The following is an 18,932-nucleotide window of genomic DNA, read 5'->3' as shown; positions in this document are numbered from 1 at the left end:
AAAGGGGTCAGAATGCCAGCGTCTTGGCCAGGAATTCAAGGGCCTCGCCCTGCATGGCCGCGGTGAAGACGTGCCCGCCGGGCCAGAAGCTGCCCGTGTACCGGTCCGTGCCGCCGTGCAGGGATTCCAGCACCCGGTGCGCCTGGCGCATCCCGTCCTCCGGAAAGAGCTCGTCCGCAAGGGCGTACTGCACCAGGAACCGGGCGTCCGCTGCACGGGCTGTAAGTTCGGGCCAGTCGCCCAGCTTCCACAGCCCGGGGGTCTGCAGCAGCCAGGAATGGGCGTCCAGGTAGGCAGGGAGAAGGGACTCGAAGGTGGTCATCATGCAGGTCACCACGGCGGCGCGGATGCGGGGACTGAGGACGGAGAGGGCAAGTGACCGCCCGCCGCCGCCGGAGAAGCCGATGCAGCCCAGCCTGTCCTGGTCCACGTCCGGCAGCGCCGCCAGGATGTCGAGCGCGGCAAGGTCGTCATGCGCCACCATGCCGGCCAGGCTGGTGCCCAGCAGGCCGGCGGCTTTGGCGACGGTGTCTTCGTGGAAGCCGGCCGCCGCATTGTATTGGTCGGCTTCGGAGGGTACGACGCCGTCCTCCCGCCACTGGGCCTGCCTCGCCGCTGTTGCCGAGGCAGTCCGCCAGGGGGGAGTTGAAAGGTCGAATTTGCGGCTGCCCCAGGCGAACGTGTCATGGGCCAGGACCGCGAAGCCGCGGCGTGCGATGTCGGTGGCCAGGGAGCGGCCGTCGTAGTGGCCGGCGCGCGCGGCTGCCGCCGACGGGTGGCTGTCCGGCAGCTCCACCAGCCGGTCCGCCCCGCCGAACTTGTTTCCGCCATGGCAGTGCAGCGCCAGGACCCCCGGCAGGGGCCCGGAACTTCCGGCCGGCCGGACCAGCCAGCCCGTTGTCCGCGGCCCGAAGCCCAACTGCCAGCTGAGCTGGGAGGTGGTGGCGCCGTCGTACGTTTCCTCCCAGTGCACCGTCACGCTTGAAGGTGCGCCTGCGGCCGGGACACCCAAGGCGTCCGAGAACTCCTGTGCCGGCAGGGTGGCTGCCTGGTGGCGTGGATGCTCCCGGATGTAGGCAGGCCAGTCGTCGTAGCCGGCGATGGCGCTGGGACGGGCTGTTGGGACCAATGCCGTTGGAATCATTGTGCCTGCCTCCTTTCTTGTCTGCGTCTGCCGGGAGATCTTTCCGAAGAGTACATCGTGTTGTAACGGTTCAAAACTTGTCGAGGTCCAGCTGCCACACGCCGCGGCTGGCATACTCTCTGGGGGTAGGCGCTGCTCATGGCAATGACGTCCGGCGTGGTTCCGCCCGCATCCGGGTAGCCACTTTGTCCCAGCAGGAAAACTTCATTGCTTGTGCCCCTTGGCTTGTTGGTGACGGTGGGGTGGCAGGGGTAAGAGAAAGCGTTTTCTCAAAAACTAACAAAGGGCTATACAGGAGTCAAGAAACCGTTTACTTTGGTACGGAGCCGCAATTCAACAACACCCTCCGGCCCCGGACCACTGCAGCCCTGCAAAGCAGCAGCAGGCCGAACCGGAGGTGCCCATCCCCATCGCCTGGCGATGACCGCAACGTGGAGGCCACGATGACCAAAGGAGACCACATGGCCGCAAAACACAGCTCCAGGACGCAGCGTCCGGCCCAGGTGCCGGACGCAGCGCGCCTGGCGTTCCGAACGGAGCAGCTCCTGTGAGCGCCATCAGCGAACTCAGTTCCATCACCCGGCGGAAGGGCAAAGCCACCCCCGAGGAGAAGAAAGCGAACAGGCGGGACAACAAGGCCGCCTACATCTTCCTGCTGCCGTGGCTGGTTGGCCTGGTGGCCATCACCATCGGCCCCATGCTGATGTCCCTCTACCTTTCCTTTACGGACTACAACCTGCTCCAGCCGCCGGAATGGACCGGGTTGGACAACTTCACCCGGATGCTCAGTGACGCCCGGCTGCACAACTCGCTGCGGGTCACGTTCACCTATGTCTTTGTCGGCGTACCGCTGCAGCTCGCGGTGGCACTGCTCATTGCGCTCGTCCTGGACAAGGGGCTTCGCGGTCTTCCGTTCTACCGTTCGGTGTTCTACTTGCCGTCCCTCCTGGGCGGCTCTGTTGCCGTTGCCATCCTGTGGAAGCAGATCTTCGGTACCACCGGCCTGGTCAACCAGGTCCTGGCCATGTTCGGCATCCAGGGCCCGGGGTGGATCTCGGACCCCAGTACCGCACTGGGATCGATCATCCTGCTGCACGTCTGGACTTTCGGTGCCCCAATGATCATCTTCCTGGCAGGCCTGCGGCAGATCCCCAACATGTACTACGAGGCCGCCAAAGTGGATGGCGCCACCACCCTCCAGCAGTTCTGGCGGATCACCCTGCCGATGCTGAGCCCCATCATCTTCTTCAACCTGGTGCTGCAGATCATCGGTTCCTTCCAGTCGTTCACCCAGGCGTTCATCGTCTCGGGCGGCAACGGCGGCCCGTCCGACTCCACCATGTTCTTCACGCTGTACCTCTACCAAAAGGGCTTCGGCCAGTTCGACATGGGCTACGCATCAGCCATGGCCTGGGTGCTGCTGCTCATCATCGGCGTGTTCACCGCCATCAACTTCATCGCTTCTAAGTATTGGGTTTTCTATGACGACTAAGCTTGAGACGCTGCCCACCCCGGAGAAGTCCGCGGGCGCCGGCAAGCCTACGAACCGCAAGCGCAGGGTCCGCGAGTCCCGGGGAACGCTGTCCTTCAGCCGGGCCCAGCGCGGCAAATCGCTCATGAAGCATGGCATCCTGATCCTGGCCGGCGGGCTGATGATCTACCCGCTCCTGTGGATGGTGGTGTCCTCGCTGCGTCCGAATGAGCTGATCTTCCGCGATCCCGGCCTCTGGCTCAACAGCCTGGAAATGAGCAACTACACCTCCGGCTGGTCAGCGCTGACGCACCCCTTTGGCCACTACATGCTGAACTCGGCCATCGTGGTGGTCGGCTCCATCCTGGGGAACCTGGTTTCCTGCTCCATGGCTGCCTACGCCTTCGCCCGGCTGCAGTTCACGGGCAAGAAGCTGTTCTTCGGCATCATGCTGCTGACCATCATGCTGCCGTTCCACGTGGTCATCGTTCCGCAGTACATCCTGTTCTCGCAGATCGGCTGGGTGAACACCTTCTGGCCGCTGCTGGTGCCCAAACTGCTGGCCACGGACGCGTTCTTCGTGTTCCTCATGGTGCAGTTCATCCGCGGCATCCCTCGCGAACTTGATGAGGCGGCGCGGATCGACGGCGCCGGCCATCCGCGGATCTTCCTGCGGGTCATCCTGCCGCTGATGGTGCCGGCGCTGGCCACCACCACCATCTTCACCTTTATCTGGACCTGGAACGACTTCTTCGGAGCCCTGATCTACCTCACGGACCCGGACATGTTCACCGTTCCGGTGGCGCTGCGGGCGTTTGTGGATTCGCAGTCGGCCACGAGCTGGGGCTCCCTGTTCGCCATGTCCATCGTGTCCCTGCTGCCCGTCTTCCTGGTGTTCCTCTTCGGCCAACGGTTCCTCATCAAGGGCATCGCCACCACCGGGATCAAGTAAACCGGTATTGGCAGAGGCCGGAGCGCAAACCCCGTACCCGAACGGCCCGTCCCAGTGACGGGCCGTTCGTGGGTCCGCGGGTGAACCGGTCGCTCACTTCTCACCGCAGCATCGTCTTGTAATACAAGTTCCTGACTTGTAGTATTAGGACCAGAAAGCGCTTTCACGGAACCGGCCTCGCGCAGTCCTGCTGCCGGCCGGCAGCAACATCCCCCACAACACCGCACCTGGATCAAAGAAGATCGGAGTACACAGTGCCGCTTTTTCCCCGTCCTGCGTCCGCTGCCAAGCAGCGTGCAGGGGCACCCACATCAGACGCCAGCCACCCACCCCGTGTTGGCCGAACCCGTAAAGCCGGCGCGGTTGCCGCCGCAGTCGCCGCCGTGATGGCCCTTAGTGCGTGCGGCGGGGGAGCCGCCCCGCAGAGCGCGGATGGCACCGTCGAGCTTCGCTTCTCCTGGTGGGGCGGCGACAAGCGTGCCCAGTTGACCCAGGAGGCCATCAAGCAGTTCGAAGCCGAAAATCCCAAGATCAAGGTCAAGCCCGAGTTTGGTGACTGGAGCGGTTACTGGGACAAGCTGGCCACGCAGGTGGCGGCCAACGATGCCCCGGACATCATCCAGATGGACGAGAAGTACATTACGGAATACTCCAGCCGCGGCGCCCTTCTTGACCTGTCCAAGTACGACATCGACACCTCCAAACTGGACGAGGCGGCACTGAACGCCGGAAAGAGCGAGAAGGGACTGACGGGGATCGCCGCAGGCATCAACGCTGCCACCATCCTGGCCAACCCCGCCGTTTTCCAGGCTGCCGGGGTTCCCCTCCCGGACGACACCAAGTGGACGTGGGACGACTTTGGCCGCATCGCCGCCGAGATCACCGCCAAGTCGCCCAAGGGAACCTATGGCGCCGCTGCCTATGGAACCGATGAGGCTTCCCTGGGAGTCTGGCTCCGGCAGAACGGCAAATCGCTCTATACCTCCGACGGCAAGCTGGGCTTCGAGCCGGGCGACATCGCCGACTGGTGGGCCTTCCTGAAACAGCTGAGCCAGAAGAAGGCAGTGCCCTCCGCATCCGAGGTGGTGGAAGCCGAGGCTGCTCCGCTTGACCAGAGTGGGCTGGCGACCGGCAAGAACGGCATGGCCTTCTGGTGGTCCAACCAGGCTCCCGCTCTGGAAAAGGCAAGCGGCGGGGACCTTAAGATCCTGCGGTTCCCCACCAAGACCGGCTCCGCCGCCGATGCAGGCCTCTGGTACAAGGCGTCGCAGTTCTGGTCCGCCTCCTCGCGCACCAAGCACCCGCAGGAAACGGCCAAGTTCATCAACTTCCTGACCAACAACGTTAAAGCCGGCGAGGCGCTCCTGGCTGACCGCGGTGTCTACCCCAACTCCGAGGTCCGGGCTGCGATCCAGCCCAAGCTGACCCCGGCCGACGTCAAGGTGGTCAAGTTCATCGACCAGATCAAGGACGAACTCGGCGAGGCCCCGGCACCGCCGCCGAAGGGTGCAGGAGCGATCCAGGAGATCATCAAGCGGTACACCTCCGAAGTCCTGTTCGAACGGCTCTCTCCAGAGGACGCGGGTAAGAAGGCGACCGATGAGATGAAGTCCGCTATCAGCAAATAGTCCTCACCCCGCCAACACGGCTCCGGAAAGTCTGCCAGGTGCCTCCTCCTCGCAGACGTCCGACGGCGGGTGGCAGTCCTGCCCCGGAAGGAACCAATGGTTCCTTCCGGGGCGGAGCTGTTTAAGCTGCACCGGCGCATAGAGACAGCCGCTCTTGCATGTTCCGGATTCGCCGCTAAGGAACGCCGCTTTCCCTTGATCCTGGCCGCTGAAGGCTTCCTCCTGGCCCATGGTTGCGTGGTGGAAATGCCCTTCTCTGCGCAGGGACTGCATGGACTGCATGGGTCAACTCGGCTGGCCCGAGCCGCTTTTCCGGAGGTACGCAGGATGTTCCGGGTAGTGGTGGTGCAGTGGAGGGGTAGGTATGGCCGGTTGGGGTGGTGGTCGCTACCGTGTGCCTTGGGCCGGGGACGGGTTTTGCGGTCCAGCCGGTGTTTCTTTGGTGTGGTTGCAGGTTTCGCAGAGGCCCTGCCCGTTACCGGTGCTCGTGGACCCGTCATCGTGCCACGGGATGATGTGGTCGTGGTGCCGGATCGGGGGGGCGTCACAGTACGGGGTCCGGCAAGTATCGTCGCGGATTTGGAGGAAGCGTTTCAGCCCGGCCGGGAAGAGCCGGGCCTTGGAGTCCATTGCCACCAGCTCCCCGGTAGCCGGAGCGGTGTAGAGCCGGCGGACCCAGACCTCCAGGTCTCGTTGGCCGGCGACGCCGTCGATGCCGCTGGCAGCCGGGTTGCTGAGGGCGGTGTCCCTGGCCCAGGCTGCGGGGGTGATGCCGTAGCCGGGGAGCCTTGCGGGCTCGGCATCGGCCTGGAGGAAGGTGCGGTCGGTCATGACGAGCTGGATCTGAACCCCGCTGATCCCGCCGGGGGTGCCGGTGACGCGTTCGACGAGAGTGTCGGCCATGACCTGCCCCCGCGACCTCTCATCACCGCTGGTCCGGAGACTGTCGGCGTCGCGGGTGAGGGCCGCGTATCCACCCCCGCCCGGTCCTCGGGAGTGAGGCAGATGGTTTCCTTCACCATCAGCGTCACCCGCCACTCATTCAACAATCCACTTCTGAACGCGGTGAACGTGTGCGGCATCCCGGTAAGGGTTTTGGCCAGGCCCAGCAGCCGCGAACCCTTTGGACGGGGACTCCCGCCGGGCTAGCGCGATCTGCGCCCCGACCGCGGTGCCCTGTTCATCGGCCGGGACCCCGGCGGCGGCCTGTTCCCGCCGTTGGGAGAGATCGAAAGCCACCGCGGTATCGGCCTGCCGGGCACCGGCCAGGCACTTCAGATCCTCCAGCCCGCGCATCTGATCGATCAGCCCCGCACCATCGGCAGCCAGCGGAACGGAACGCAGCAGGGCCAGCACATCAGCAATCGACGGCGCAGCAGGCGGGAACGGAAGCGCATCCGTGGCGGCCGGAACAACAACCGTGGATAGCGGCGGACCGGCAGCCAATGGCCCCTGAGGCTCTGCCCCCAGTACCGCTGCCGTCCCCACAACCGCTTCCATAACTAAAGTCTTCCACCAGGGTGTGACAACCACCGCCGCCCAAAAGCCCCATGTGGAAAACGGGAAGCGCGCCCGTCCCGTATGGAAAACGGATAGGCGGCGTCCCCAAGCCATCCGGCGCAAAGCCAAACGCCGGCGCCAAGGAGGCGCCGCCGTCGTAGGCTGTCCAGACGCCGTTGCTTACCCTTCGGCGACCACCGCAACACCCCCGGCCGGAACAGTGCCGGAGAATTTCCCACCGGTCAGCAGGTCCGTGCCGGTGGCCGACACCGAAGCATCCGAAGGGGTGTGGTTGATCGCGAACAGGTAGCTCTGCCCGTCGGAGGAAAACCGGCGCACAAGCTCCACGCCGGGATCGGCTGCGGCAGCGGGGGAGACGCCGGACTCGGCCAGCAGTTTGTCCAGGACAGCCTCAATCCCGTCCGGATCGGGGAAGGTGGCCAGGTACCAGGCCGCCCCTGTACCCACGCTCCTGCGCGTGAGGGAGGGGACGCCCTCCAGCGGGTACCCGGTAAAGGCCTGCACGGCCTCGGCGCCGGCCAGGTGGACGTGCTCGCTCCAGATCGAAGCCAGGGTGCCGTCGCTCAGCTTCAGTTGGGAACCGGCAAGGAGGGGATGCAACTCCTCCACCCGCACGCCCAGGAGCTCACGGAAAGCGCCGGGGTAGCCGCCCAGCCGCACGTGGTCCTGCATGTCCACGATCCCGCTGAAGTAGCTGATAAGCACGGTCGCTCCGGCAGCTGCCGCGCCCGCGATGTTGGCGGCGTTGTCATCCGACACGGCATACAGGGTGCACACCAGGACCAGGTCGTACCCCGCCAGTGAAGCAGAAGGATGAACCAGGTCAACGGAAATCCCGCGGAGGAACAGTGCGCGGTGGAAGGCCCGCAGAAGGTTCAGGTACTTCACGTCGATGCTCGGCTTGGAATCGATCTCGGCGGCCCACCACGCCTCGTAGTCAAAGACAATCGCGGCGCGCGACTGGACCCTCGAACCACGCACGGGCTCAAGCCGTTTCAGCGCAGCGCCGAGCTCCACCACCTCACGCCACACGCGCGTGTCCCGTCCGCCGTGCGGCACCATGGCCGAGTGGAACTTCTCAGACCCGGCAAAGCTCTGCCGCCACTGGAAGAACATCACGGCATCTGCCCCGCGGGCCACGTGTGCCAGAGAATTGCGCAGCATCTCGCCCGGCATCTTGGGCTGGTTGCGCGGCTGCCAGTTGACGGCCGACGTCGAATGTTCCATCAGGATCCACGGGTCGCCGCCCGCAATCCCCCGGGTGAGGTCCGCGCTGAACGCGAGTTCGATCTGGCGTTCGGGATCGGCGGCCACCAGGTAGTGGTCATTGGCGATGACGTCCAGGTCCTTGGCCCAGTCGAAGTAGTCCATGGACTTGGTGGCGCTCGACGCCATCAGGTTGGTGGTGCAGGGGATGTCAGGGGTCACCTCGCGCAGGACGGCAACCAGCCCGCGGTAGTAGTCCATCAGGGCCCAGGAGTTGAACCGCTGGAAGTCCAGCTGCTGGCCCGGGTTCAGGGTGGACGGCGCGACGGCGGGCGGCAGGATTTCATCAAAGGAGCCGTAGTTCTGGGACCAGAAAGCAGTGCCCCAGGAGGCATTGAGCGCATCGATGCTCCCGTACCGGCGCTCCAGCCAGGCGCGGAAGGCGGCGGCGTCCTCGTCTCCGTAGAACTCGGAGACGTGGCAGCCCAGCTCGTTGTCCACGTGCCAGAGCGCCAGGGCCGGGTGGTCCTTGTACCGTTCGGCGAGTGCGCGCGTGATCCCGGTGGCATAGCGGCGGTAAACGGCCGACGACGGCGTGTAGTGCCGCCGTGACCCCGGTCCCAGCACGGTTCCGTCAGCCGTCACCGGCAGGATTTCCGGATGCTTGCGGACCAACCAGGCGGGGGGAGCGGCGGTGGCGGTGGCCAGGGCGACCTTCACGCCGATGCCGGCGAGGTTGTCCATCACCTCGTCCAGCCAGCCGAACTCGTACCGCCCTTCGGCGGGTTCCAGCAGGGCCCAGGAGAAGATCCCCACGCTCAGGAAGTTCACCCCCGCCTCCTGCATGAGCTCCAGGTCCTCAAGCCGGACGCCGGCAGGCCACTGCTCGGGGTTGTAGTCGCCACCGAAACCGATGCCCCCGACGTTGTTCCAGATGCTCGACGGTCCGGTGCTTTCCTGCTCTGTCATGGGACTCCTTTGTCTGTTTGGGGCGGAAACTCGATCTGACATCAGACCTTTGGAAAACGCTTGCCCAATTCTGGGAATGCGGATATTGTATCGTTTCAGAAGCCGTGTAAGCCAGCTCACTACTCGCGTTGTAGGCCGAGAAAAGGCAAAACACTCATCGAGCAAGGAGGCTCCCCGTGATCAACAGAAGGCATTTCCTCACTACCGTGGCCATCGGCACCGCATCTGCCGCAGCGCTGTCGGCGTGCGCGAACGGATCCAGCTCTTCCGGCCAGACTGGATCCGCTGATAAGCCCGTCACCATCAACTACACCTGGTGGGGCAACGACGACCGCGCCGAGCGCACCCGCAAGGCCATCGCCCTCTTCGAGTCGAAGAACCCGGACATCAAGGTCAACGGCAATTTCACCGACTTCGCCGGCTACTGGCAGAAGCGCGCCACCGAGGCTGCCGGCGGCGGGCTTCCGGACGTCATGCAGTGGGACCTGTCCTACCTGCGCGACTACGGCCAGCGCAACCAGCTCCTGGACCTCAGCACGGTCAAGATCGACACGTCCGCTTTTGAAAAGTCCCTCCTGCCGTCGGGCCAGATCAAGGGCAAGACCTACGGCATCCCCACCAGCACCAACGCCTTCGCCGTCTACTACGACCCCGCCAAGCTGGCATCCCTGGGCGTCGCCGAGCCGACAGGCAAGTGGACCTACAAGGAATTCAACGACTTCCTGACCCAGGTGGGCACCAAGAGCAACGGCGCCCTCTACGGCGGCACCGACTACACGGGCGTCTGGTGGATGTTCAACATCTGGCTGCGGCAGAACAAGATCCAGGCCTTCACCTCCGAGGGCAAGCTGGGCTTCAGCAAGGACGACCTGAAGAAGTGGTGGAACCAGACCGCGAACCTGCGCGGCACGGGCGCCATCATCCCCGAGGACCGCGTGACGCAGCTGGCGCCGAAGTCACCGTTCGGGTCCAACGCCACCGCCACCGAAGTCACCTGGGACAACTTCATGGCCGGCTACCTGGGGGACAGCGGCGCCAAGGAACTCAAGCTCGTCCCGGTTCCCTCGGACGACCCGGACAACCTGGGCCTGTTCCTCAAGCCCTCCATGCTTATGGTGGCCAGCGCCAAGACCAAATTCAAGGACGCAGCCGCCCGGTTCATCGACTTCATGGTCAACGACCCCGAGGTGGGCCAGATCTTCAAGACCTCCCGCGGTGTCCCCGCCTCCAAGACCCAGCGTGACGGCACCACGTTCGAAGGCACGGACAAGCTGGTGGTGGATTACGAGAAGTCCATCGAGAAGTACCTCAAGGACGCCCCCGAGCCGCCCATCGTCGGTTTCGGCACCCTCGAAGCCTCCTTCAAGCGCATCGCCTCGGACCTGAACTACGGCAAGCTCACCATCGATGGTGCAACCGACGCCTGGTTCAAGGAAGCCGAAGACCTCATCAAGCAGAACGGCTGACCAGGCGCCATGCCCTCCCATCCAGGTTCGACGACTGACGGAATGAACTCGTGACTCAAAGCCCAACTCTGAGCAGGCGTTCGGCGTCGTCCGCTTCCCCGCTGCCGCGCAAGTCGCGGCAGCGGGGCACGGACGCCCGTGCCGGCTACACCTTCCTGCTGCCCTGGCTGCTGGGATTCATTGCCCTCACGGTTGGGCCGATGATCTCCTCGCTCTACCTGTCCTTCACCAACTACAACCTTTTCGAGCCGCCCAAGTGGATTGGCCTGGACAATTACACCTCCCTGTTCCAGGACGAGCGCTTCCTGCAGTCGGTGGGCGTGACCGTGGGCTACGTGGTCTTCGGCACGCCGCTGAAGCTCGCCGCGGCGCTGGCGGTGGCCATGCTGCTGAACAGCAAGCGCCGCGGCCAGGGCTTCTACCGCTCCGCCTTCTACGCCCCGTCCCTGATCGGTGCCTCGGTCTCCATCGCCATCGTCTGGAAGGCCATGTTCGGTGATTCCGGCCCGGTGGACCAGGGCCTGTCCTTCTTCGGAATCAACCTGGGCGGCTGGGTGGGCAACCCCGCCATGACCATGCCCATGTTCATCCTGCTGACGGTGTGGCAGTTCGGCGCCCCGATGGTGATCTTCCTGGCCGGCCTCAAGCAGATCCCCGGTGAGCTGTACGAGGCAGCCTCGATGGACGGCGCCGGCCCGGTGCGCAAGTTCTTCAACATCACCTGGCCCATGCTTTCCCCGGTGATCTTCTTCAACCTGCTGATGGAAACCATCCACGCGTTCCAGATCTTCGCGTCGGCCTACATCATTTCCAACGGTGAAGGCGGCCCGGCCGGCTCCACCCTCTTCTACACCCTGTACCTGTACCTGCGGGGCTTCAGCGATTTCCGGATGGGCTACGCCTCGGCCATGGCCTGGCTGCTGGTCATCGTGGTCGGCATCATCACGCTGATCTTCTTCCGCACGTCCAAGTCCTGGGTCCACTACAGCGGTGATTCACGATGACAACCATGGCAACCCCCACCCAGTCCACTTCCGGCGCCACCGCCCCGGCCTACAATCCGAAATCCGAATCCACCGGAGCCAAGCGGGCCAAGAGCGTCATCTTCCACATCGTGGCCCTCGCCCTCACCGCCATCGTGCTCTACCCCGGCCTGTGGATGATCGCGTCGTCCTTCAAGCCCAACTCGGAAATCGGCGGCCAGAACACGTCGCTGTGGTCAAACAACTTCAGCTTCGACAACTTCGTCACGGCCATGGACGGGATCGGCGGGGTGTCCACCCTGCAGTTCTTCACCAACTCGCTGATCCTTGCCATCGGCGCGGTGGTGGGGACTGTCCTGTCCGCGAGTGTCTCGGCATACGCCTTCGCCCGGATCAACTTCCCCGGCCGCAGCATCTTCTTCGGCATGATGATCGCAACGCTGCTGCTGCCGTTCCACGTAGTGATCATCCCGCAGTACATCGTGTTCCAGCAGCTGGGCCTGGTGGACACCTATGTGCCGCTGCTGATCGGCAAGTTCCTGGCCGCGGACGCGTTCTTCGTCTTCCTCATGGTCCAGTTCATGCGCGGCCTGCCCGCCGAACTGGACGAGGCGGCCAGGATCGACGGCGCCGGACATGTCCGGATTTTCGGTTCCATCATGCTGCCGCTGATGAAGCCGGCCCTGATCTCCACGTCGATCTTCTCCTTCATCTGGAGCTGGAACGACTTCCTGGGCCCGCTGCTGTACCTGAACACCCCGGACAAGTACCCGCTGCCGCTGGCACTGCGGCTCTTCGTGGACCAAACCCAGTCCTCGGACTACGGCGCCATGATCGCCATGTCCGTCCTGGCCCTGCTGCCGGTGCTGATCTTCTTCCTGATCTTCCAGCGGTACATTGTTGAAGGCGTCTCCACCCAGGGCCTCAAGGGCTAGCGGAAGGCGAGACAGAAAATGAGCGTCATGGACAGCACCACACCCGCATCCAGCCACGAGCCCATCCCGGTGAACCGGTTCGCCCTGTTCTCCGAAACCCTCCTGGCGGGGGTGCTGGTGCTGGTGCTGTCCATCCCGCTGGTCACCATCCCCGCCGCCTACGCGGCCGGCACGGCCCACCTCGAGCGGCACCTGAACGGCAGGGACGATTCCGTCCGCGGCCTGTGGGGCCTGTTCAAGGCAGTCCTTCCCGGCAGCTGGAAACTGGGGATCACCACGGCGGCAACCGCCGTCGTGGTTGTCCTCAACCTGCTGCTCGCATGGGTGGGGCAGCTGCCGGGCCGCGGCGTGGTGCTGCCCGCCACCCTGTTGCTTGCCGCCGCTGCAGCCATCCTGCTGCTGCGCACGGCATCCGCGTGGTCCGATTTTTCCGCCCCCGGCACCTCAGGGACGGAGGCGTGGCGCCGGGCCCTCCAGGCCGGCCAGGCAATCTCGCTGCGCGACTGGACCGGTTCCCTGCTGCTCGCTGCCGCGCTGTTCTGCGCCGTAGTGTTCGTCTGGATGCTCGCCGCGCTTTTCGTGGTGGTTCCCGGCACCCTGATCCTGGCCGCGGCCGCAGTGAAGCTGCGCTCCCACGGCCACCGCAACTGACTGTGCCTCCCCGCCGCACCCGTCCCGCCCCGGCCGTCCGTCCCCGGATCAGCCAGCCCCGCTGGTACCACCCCTTAAAGCAGCACAACTACCGGCTCTTCCTGGCCATGCAGCTGGCCGGCAGCCTTGGTGTGTGGATGCAGCGCCTGGCCCAGGACTGGCTGGTGCTGCAGCTGACCGGAAGCCCCGCCGCGGTGGGCGCCGCCGTCGCCCTCCAATTCCTGCCCATGCTGGTGGTGGGGCCGCTCGCCGGATTGTTGGTGGACATCTTCCCGAAGCGCCGGATCATGATGGTGTGCCAGTCGGTCATTGTGCTGCTCGCTGTGGGGCTGGCCGCATGGGCCGCGAGCGGCACCATCACCGTGTGGGTTGTCTACACCAGCTGCATTGCCCTGGGCATCACCGCAGCGGTGGACCAGCCCACCCGGCAGGTCTTCGTCAACGAAGTGGTGGGCGACGCCGGCCTGCGGCCCGCCATCGGACTCAACAACGCGCTGTCCCAGCTGGGGGCCATGGCCGGGCCGGCACTGGGCGGCGTCCTGATCGCACAAGCCGGGCCTGCAGCCGCCTTCGCCTCCAACGCGCTGATCGGCGTACTGGTGCTGGCCCTCATCGCCGCCATCCGCAGCCAGGAGCTGCACCCCGGTATCCCGGCTGAGCGGGGACGCGGGCAGGTCCTTGCGGGCTTCCGGTACGTGCGGGAACGGCCGCGGCTGCTCCTCCTCATCCTGCTGGCCGGCCTGCTGGGTGCCTTCGGCATGAACGGGCCCGTGGTCCTCGCCGCCTTCGCCGAACGGGTGTGGCACAACGGCGTGGAAGGCTTTGGGCTGTTCAACACCGTCAGTGCTCTTGGTGCGCTGGCAGGTGCCCTGCTGGCGGCCCGTCTGGGGAACATGGGCCGCCGCGGCATCGTGGCTGCGGCAGGCTTCTTCGGATTGTCCCAGCTGGTGGCCGCCCTCATGCCCAACCTTGTGCTGTTTGTGGCCATGCTGGTGGTGGTGGGCATCATGACGCTCCTGTTCCTGACCAGCGCCGCCACCGCGGTCCAGCTTGAGGCCGGACCCGCCATCCGCGGCCGCGTCATGGCGCTGTACCTTCCGCTCCTGCTGGGCGGGCATGCGTGCGGCGGCCTCCTGGCGGGCTGGCTGACCGAACAGTTCGGCGTCCGGACCGGCCTGGTGGTGACGGGCGGCCTGGGCATGCTTTCCGCTGCCGTGGTGGGCCTGCTGCTGTGGCGGCACGGGCGGCGGGTTTCTGCGCCGGCGGCTGTTTAGGCGGGCGTGAAGGTCCAGGTTCCGGTATGGACCCGGAAGTCGCGCGCGGCGTGGTGCGCCTCCTTGTCACCAGCGGAACGCGCGACGGCGGCATCCGCGCCGTGCCCCTTGACACCGGGCCCCTTGACCCCGGGCCCCTTGACCCCGTAACTGCCAGCGGGCAGCCGGACGGTGGCCGTAACCCCGGGCGGAATGGTGCACTCCAGCTCCACCAATCCGCCGCGCCGGTGCCACCCGGCGTGCACATACCCGTTGCCCACCGGGACGCTGCCGCGGGCATGCTCCAGCCGGCACAGCGGCGGCGCAATCAACACCTCATTGCCGCCGGGCACGTTGAAGCGGACTCCGAGCAGGTGCTCCAGGATCTCCTTGAGGACTGATGCGGACCAGGCGTGCGACTGGCTGTAGTCGCTGCCGTCCGCAAGATCCCATGCCTCCCAGGTAAAGGTGGCGCCACGATCCAGAAGCCGCGCCCACCCCGGCTGGTCCTTGCGGGTGAGGAGGTCCAGGACTGCGTCGGTGCGGTCTTGGGAGACCAGCGCGCGGACCAGCCGGTGCACGGTCATGGGCCCCTGCCGCATGCCCATGCCGGCGATCCGGGCGGCATCCGACGCCGCGCACGCAGGCTCAGTGATGCCCAGCGAGAGCGGGAAGGAGGTGGCGTGCTGGGAGGCGTGGGAGCTGGGTGTCCCGTCCGCGTGGAGCCCGTCCACCGTGATCCCGCCGACCCGCAAACGCGTGCGGATGGCAGCTGCCAGGGTCCGGGCGGCGGCGGCGTAGCGGGCCGCCGCGTCCTCGTCACCTGCCGCGCCGCAGAGCCGGGCCGTGGACACCAGCGCCGAGTAGGCCTGCGCGTTGACGGTGGTCTTGGCGGCGCACGCCATGTCGTAGCCGAACCGGCCGGGTGCGGGCCAGTCCACGATGCCGTGCAGGTAGGGGCCGGAGCCGCCGCCCAGCCTGGTGACCAGTCCCGCCGTCGGGCCCTCCGCGGGAATGTGGCGCAGGGCGTAGTCAGCCGTGGCGCGCAGCTGCGGCAGCAGCTCCCGGACCAGGGCAAGATCCCCCGTGCGCAGGTGGTACTCCTCCGCCCACTCCGGCAGCATCAGGGAGAAATCGGGGATGTCGCGCTTGCCGTCACCGTTGGGATAGACGGCGTTGTAGCGCCCCTTCTCCTCCCCGTCACGCCAGTAGCGGCGGGCAGACCAGGCGAACTCCCGCAGCGCCTGCGCCGTGTAGGCGTGTTCGCCGAACAGCGCCATGGTGGCATAGGAAATGTTCGCGGCGTCGGCCAGGAACTGGCCCTTTTCCCGGGTGGGAGTATCCACGAACTGTTCCTGGACGCCATACAGCGCGGAATCGCGGAGCAGCCCGAACACGGAGTCCAAAACCGGGTCCGAGCTGCTGAAACTGCCCTCGCCGGGGTGGCTGGCGTGGACGGTGGCGGCGCCAACGCGCGAGACCTCCGCAGAATCCACGCCGGGGAGCTCCAGGTACCGGAAGCCCAGATGCACCGTTGCCCGGTACTGCTGCGGTCCGGCGGCCTGGGTGTAGGGGAAGGACATGTCGGTGTTCTGGCTGGCGGTCTTTCCGGCGTCCACCCTGCCATCGGGGCGCAGCACGTAGCCGGCCCGGAGCAGCACGGTGCGCCCGGGCACCCCGTCCAGGAAATCAATTTCGGGCCGCGCCGGGATGACCTGGCCGAAGTCCGCCACCATGGTGCCGTCGCCGGCGGTCAGGAACCGCCGCGGCGCCACGAACCGGCCGGCAAGGAAGGTCCTGCGGGGGTGCAGCCGGGGGAAGTCCGACGACGGGTGGCTGCCGGAGAGGACGGCGGCGGGCAGGTCAACGGCCGCGTCAAGGGACGCCGCAGCCTCCCCGTCCAGGTGTTCGACGGGATCGCCCTCATCGTTGCGGTAGCCCGACTGGCGGTACGGCGCTTCGCCGGCCGTCCAGCCCGGGCCGGACGTAAGGACCTCCCGGCGTCCGTCGTCGTAGTCCACCGTGAGCCGGACCAGGAGGCCGGGAATGCCGGCAGCACGGCCCTGGCCCGGGCCGTACCAGTGGAGCAGGGCGGTCACCGGCAGGGGCGTGTCCGCCGGGTGTCCGGCCAGGACCTCCGTAAGGTCGGCGGCGTCGTAATAGCCTTCGCCGGGGTAACCAAACGAGGTGGTGCTGAGGCAGTGTTTCCCCGCTACGGAGAGCTGGGCGTGGTGGTGGGCTGCGGCGTAGAGGCGGGCGCGCCGGACGGTCCCGGTGAGCTTCATGCTGGTCCGGAACAGGGTCCATTCATCAGGCTGGCGGTGTGCCGTGGTCCGGGGCCAGTGCGCCAGGCAGGCAAGGGCTTGGCCACTCCCGGCATCGAAGCGGTGGTCCAGCAGGAGGTCTTCCCGTTCGCCGGCCGTCCCGGGAGTCGTGCGGGTGACGCGCAGCGAGGCGTACTCGGCCTGGCTCCGCGGGCCCTGGTGCAGGGCGAGCCTTCCCAGGCTGCCTCCATCAGCCGGTAGTTCAACCGATAGTTCATTCGGCTCGTCAACCGCCAGCAGTTCCGCACCGTCTACGGCGACGCGGATGGTCCTGCCGTCATCGCTGACGGTAAGGTCCCACCACGGACCGTTCGCGGCGTCCTTGGCGGCGTGGGCGCTGGCCAGTACCGGAGTTTCAGGAGCGACGGGGGCCGGAATCTCCCAGGCGGGGGCGCGGCGGAGGGATACATGTCCGTCAGCGCCCAGTTCCAGCAGCAGGCCGGTTCCGGGTCCGGTGCTGCGCAGGAGCAGACCGGCGCGGCCCATCACGGGGCGAAGCCGGGCCTTAAGCCGGAAGCTGCGGAGGGCGGGGCAGGGGACAGACAGGAAGGGGGACCCGGCCACCCGGAGCGCGTTGTCGAGGAATTCCAGCGGGGCGCGTCCACCCGGCGTACGGCCCATCCAGTCGGCCCGCCAGGAACTGTCCGTCAGGCCGGTGCTGAAGGGCTGCAGGGCTGACCAGGAACCGGGGACTCCGGCTGCGTCGCGGATGCGGACGCGCCAGGCGTAGTCGTCGTCGTCGTCCAGCGGGGAACCGCCGTAGCGAATGCCGCGCTGGCAGGAGGACGCCACAGGTCCCGACGTCCACTGAACCGTTCCCTGGGCGTCCTGGACCTCAAGCTCGTAACCGGTTTGCCGCGCAAGGGCGGGATCGCCGTCGTCGTCCTGCCCCAGTTGCCAGCTGAATCGAGGGGAGGGGGCAGCGGTCAGGCAGGGCGCAAGCCCGTCCGTCAGGAGGTTGGCTGCATGGAGTTGCCCGGCTTCCGTTTCCTGCAGTCCCATCAGGAGGCCGGCAGCTCGAAGACCGCCGGTTCAGCGGCAGCCCAGGGCAGGCCCAGTTCGCTGAAGGTGGCATGCTGCCGGCCCGCGCGCTCCAGGGCTTCCTCGATGCCGGCCACTACGGCGTGCGCTGCGTCGCCTTCGCCTTCCCACCGGACATGCGCGGGATCGATGAAAGCCGGAAGCGGTGCTGTCCGGACCGCCTCCAGAACCAGCATGAAGGCTCCGCTGTCCACCAGGCTGCTGGTGAGCGGAACGCCATGGGCACGGTGGGCCAGGAGGTTCTCCGTCAGGTCGTCACGGCCGTAGGTTTCCTCCGTGCACCCGGACGCCGTCTCAATGGTGAGCCGGTCCTCCGTGTAGTGGAACACCGCGGTGCCGGCCGAGCCCTGCAGGGTTACATAGGGCTCCACGGACTCCGACGCGCAGATGGTCAGGGCGCACGTGATGGGCAGTCCGGCCGCGGTGCGGATCCGGATGACCGAGGTGTCGTCGGATTCGATGTCATTGGCGCGGTACAGCTCGGTCTCCACGGAAGCAACGTCCGTGGTGGTGCGCGCCCCGGCAATCCGCAGGGCAGTTGCCACGGCGTGCGCCAGCGGATTCGTGGCAACACCGTCCACGACGTCCACCCCGTTGATGCTCCGCTTTCCGGCCCAGCGGGAACGTTTGTAGTAGGCCCTGTCCCGCACCCAGCGCCCGGTGGCGGAGATGCCTTCCAGGGTTCCGATGGTGCCGGCGGCCAGCAGTTCTTCGATGGCCTGCAGGGCGTGCGAGCCGAGGCTCTGGAAGCCGATTTGTACCCCGTGGCCGGAGCCTGAGGCCGCCGCGCAGAGCCGGTTGAAGTCCGCCAGGGAAGCGACGGGGGGCTTCTCCAGGTACAGCTCTGCGTCCGTAGCGAGGGCGGCCAGGGCCAGCGGGGCGTGGGTCTGGATGGGTGTGGCCACAATGACGAGGTCCAGGTCCGGGGTGTTCCTCAGGAGGTCGTCGAGTCCCGGGTAAACAGCGGCCGACGGCGGGACGGCACCGGGTGCCGGAGCCTGCGGGTCGGCTACGGCAACGAGTTCAACGCTGCCTGCCGCCTGCAGGCGCTCCAGGTTGCGGAGGTGGTGCGTGCCAAAGCCGTGGACTCCCACCAGCGCCACCCGTGCCGAGGGCATGGCGGCTGTTCCGGCGTCGCTGCCGGCGGCTTCCGTTGCCGTTCCCAATGGTTCTCCGTTCTGCCCGGGCACCAGCATTGCGGGCACCAGCGTCATGGCGCCGGCATCGTTCCAGCAAGCGCTTTCCATCAACCAGTGTGCGGCATGCAGGCCTGCCCCGTCCAGCTGTGTAACGATTCAAAATTGAGCTTGACCATCGAGTGGAAGGAGGTCTAGATTTTCGAGAAACCGATTACCAGCGTGATGCGGGACACCTTTCCGCTTCGCCTC

General features: G+C 66.4%; 12 protein-coding genes and 1 pseudogene. 8 read left to right on the top strand and 5 right to left on the bottom strand.

The features are described 5' to 3' along the window. Positions 1–7: 7 nt before the first annotated feature. Positions 8–1,144, bottom strand: coding sequence for an acetylxylan esterase (locus tag Q9R31_RS04600; RefSeq protein WP_311261537.1), 1,137 nt, complete (start codon positions 1,142–1,144; stop codon positions 8–10). Between the two features lie 547 nt (positions 1,145–1,691). Between Q9R31_RS04600 and Q9R31_RS04595 the strand changes: the two genes are divergently transcribed. From Q9R31_RS04595 to Q9R31_RS04585, 3 genes are all read left to right on the top strand, one after another. After that, positions 1,692–2,636, top strand: coding sequence for a sugar ABC transporter permease (locus tag Q9R31_RS04595; protein ID WP_311261536.1), 945 nt, complete (start codon positions 1,692–1,694; stop codon positions 2,634–2,636). Continuing rightward, the gene (locus Q9R31_RS04590; protein WP_311261535.1) at positions 2,626–3,567 is read left to right on the top strand and encodes a carbohydrate ABC transporter permease; all 942 of its coding nucleotides are present in this window, start codon (positions 2,626–2,628) and stop codon (positions 3,565–3,567) included. The genes Q9R31_RS04595 and Q9R31_RS04590 overlap by 11 nt, the downstream gene beginning before the upstream one ends. 254 nt (positions 3,568–3,821) lie before the next feature. Then, positions 3,822–5,195 carry an extracellular solute-binding protein gene (locus Q9R31_RS04585; protein WP_311261534.1) on the top strand — a complete coding sequence of 458 codons (1,374 nt, stop codon included), beginning with the start codon at positions 3,822–3,824 and terminating at the stop codon, positions 5,193–5,195. Positions 5,196–5,370: 175 nt separating this feature from the next. On the opposite strand, the pseudogene Q9R31_RS04580 reads toward Q9R31_RS04585, so the two are convergent. After that, positions 5,371–6,695: pseudogene (locus tag Q9R31_RS04580) on the bottom strand (HNH endonuclease). Between the two features lie 180 nt (positions 6,696–6,875). After that, positions 6,876–8,891 carry a beta-galactosidase gene (locus Q9R31_RS04575; protein ID WP_311261533.1) on the bottom strand — a complete coding sequence of 672 codons (2,016 nt, stop codon included), beginning with the start codon at positions 8,889–8,891 and terminating at the stop codon, positions 6,876–6,878. A 176-nt stretch (positions 8,892–9,067) separates the two neighbouring features. Here Q9R31_RS04575 and Q9R31_RS04570 point away from each other — a divergent pair, with 176 nt between their 5' ends. The 5 genes from Q9R31_RS04570 (at position 9,068) to Q9R31_RS04550 (ending at position 14,200) form a co-directional block, all read left to right on the top strand. Beyond that, positions 9,068–10,357 (top strand): ABC transporter substrate-binding protein, encoded by a 1,290-nt coding sequence (locus tag Q9R31_RS04570; protein WP_311261532.1) that lies wholly within the window; start codon positions 9,068–9,070, stop codon positions 10,355–10,357. A 50-nt stretch (positions 10,358–10,407) separates the two neighbouring features. Next, a complete protein-coding gene (locus Q9R31_RS04565; RefSeq protein WP_311261531.1) occupies positions 10,408–11,361 on the top strand; it encodes a sugar ABC transporter permease in 954 nt (317 codons plus the stop codon). Continuing rightward, the gene (locus tag Q9R31_RS04560; protein WP_311261530.1) at positions 11,358–12,275 is read left to right on the top strand and encodes a carbohydrate ABC transporter permease; all 918 of its coding nucleotides are present in this window, start codon (positions 11,358–11,360) and stop codon (positions 12,273–12,275) included. Before Q9R31_RS04565 ends, Q9R31_RS04560 begins: the two co-directional genes overlap by 4 nt. Before the next feature lie 18 nt (positions 12,276–12,293). Beyond that, positions 12,294–12,926: a Poxvirus protein I5 gene (locus tag Q9R31_RS04555; RefSeq protein ID WP_311261529.1), complete on the top strand. Its 633-nt coding sequence runs from the start codon at positions 12,294–12,296 to the stop codon at positions 12,924–12,926. 107 nt (positions 12,927–13,033) lie between these two features. Then, positions 13,034–14,200 (top strand): MFS transporter, encoded by a 1,167-nt coding sequence (locus Q9R31_RS04550; RefSeq protein ID WP_397428203.1) that lies wholly within the window; start codon positions 13,034–13,036, stop codon positions 14,198–14,200. Here the strand turns inward: Q9R31_RS04550 and Q9R31_RS04545 are convergent. Together Q9R31_RS04545 and Q9R31_RS04540 are read right to left on the bottom strand one after the other, a co-directional pair. Then, on the bottom strand, positions 14,197–17,505 hold the full coding sequence (locus tag Q9R31_RS04545; protein WP_311261528.1) for a family 78 glycoside hydrolase catalytic domain: 3,309 nt from the start codon (positions 17,503–17,505) through the stop codon (positions 14,197–14,199). The genes Q9R31_RS04550 and Q9R31_RS04545 overlap by 4 nt on opposite strands. Next, positions 17,505–18,791: a Gfo/Idh/MocA family oxidoreductase gene (locus tag Q9R31_RS04540; RefSeq protein ID WP_311261527.1), complete on the bottom strand. Its 1,287-nt coding sequence runs from the start codon at positions 18,789–18,791 to the stop codon at positions 17,505–17,507. The genes Q9R31_RS04545 and Q9R31_RS04540 overlap by 1 nt, the downstream gene beginning before the upstream one ends. Positions 18,792–18,932: the final 141 nt, after the last annotated feature.

The sequence above is a fragment of the Pseudarthrobacter sp. BRE9 genome, from assembly GCF_031844305.1.
Lineage (GTDB): Bacteria > Actinomycetota > Actinomycetes > Actinomycetales > Micrococcaceae > Arthrobacter.
The sequence above is the reverse complement of the archived record's forward strand: the minus strand, read 5'-3'. Positions and strand labels throughout refer to the sequence as shown.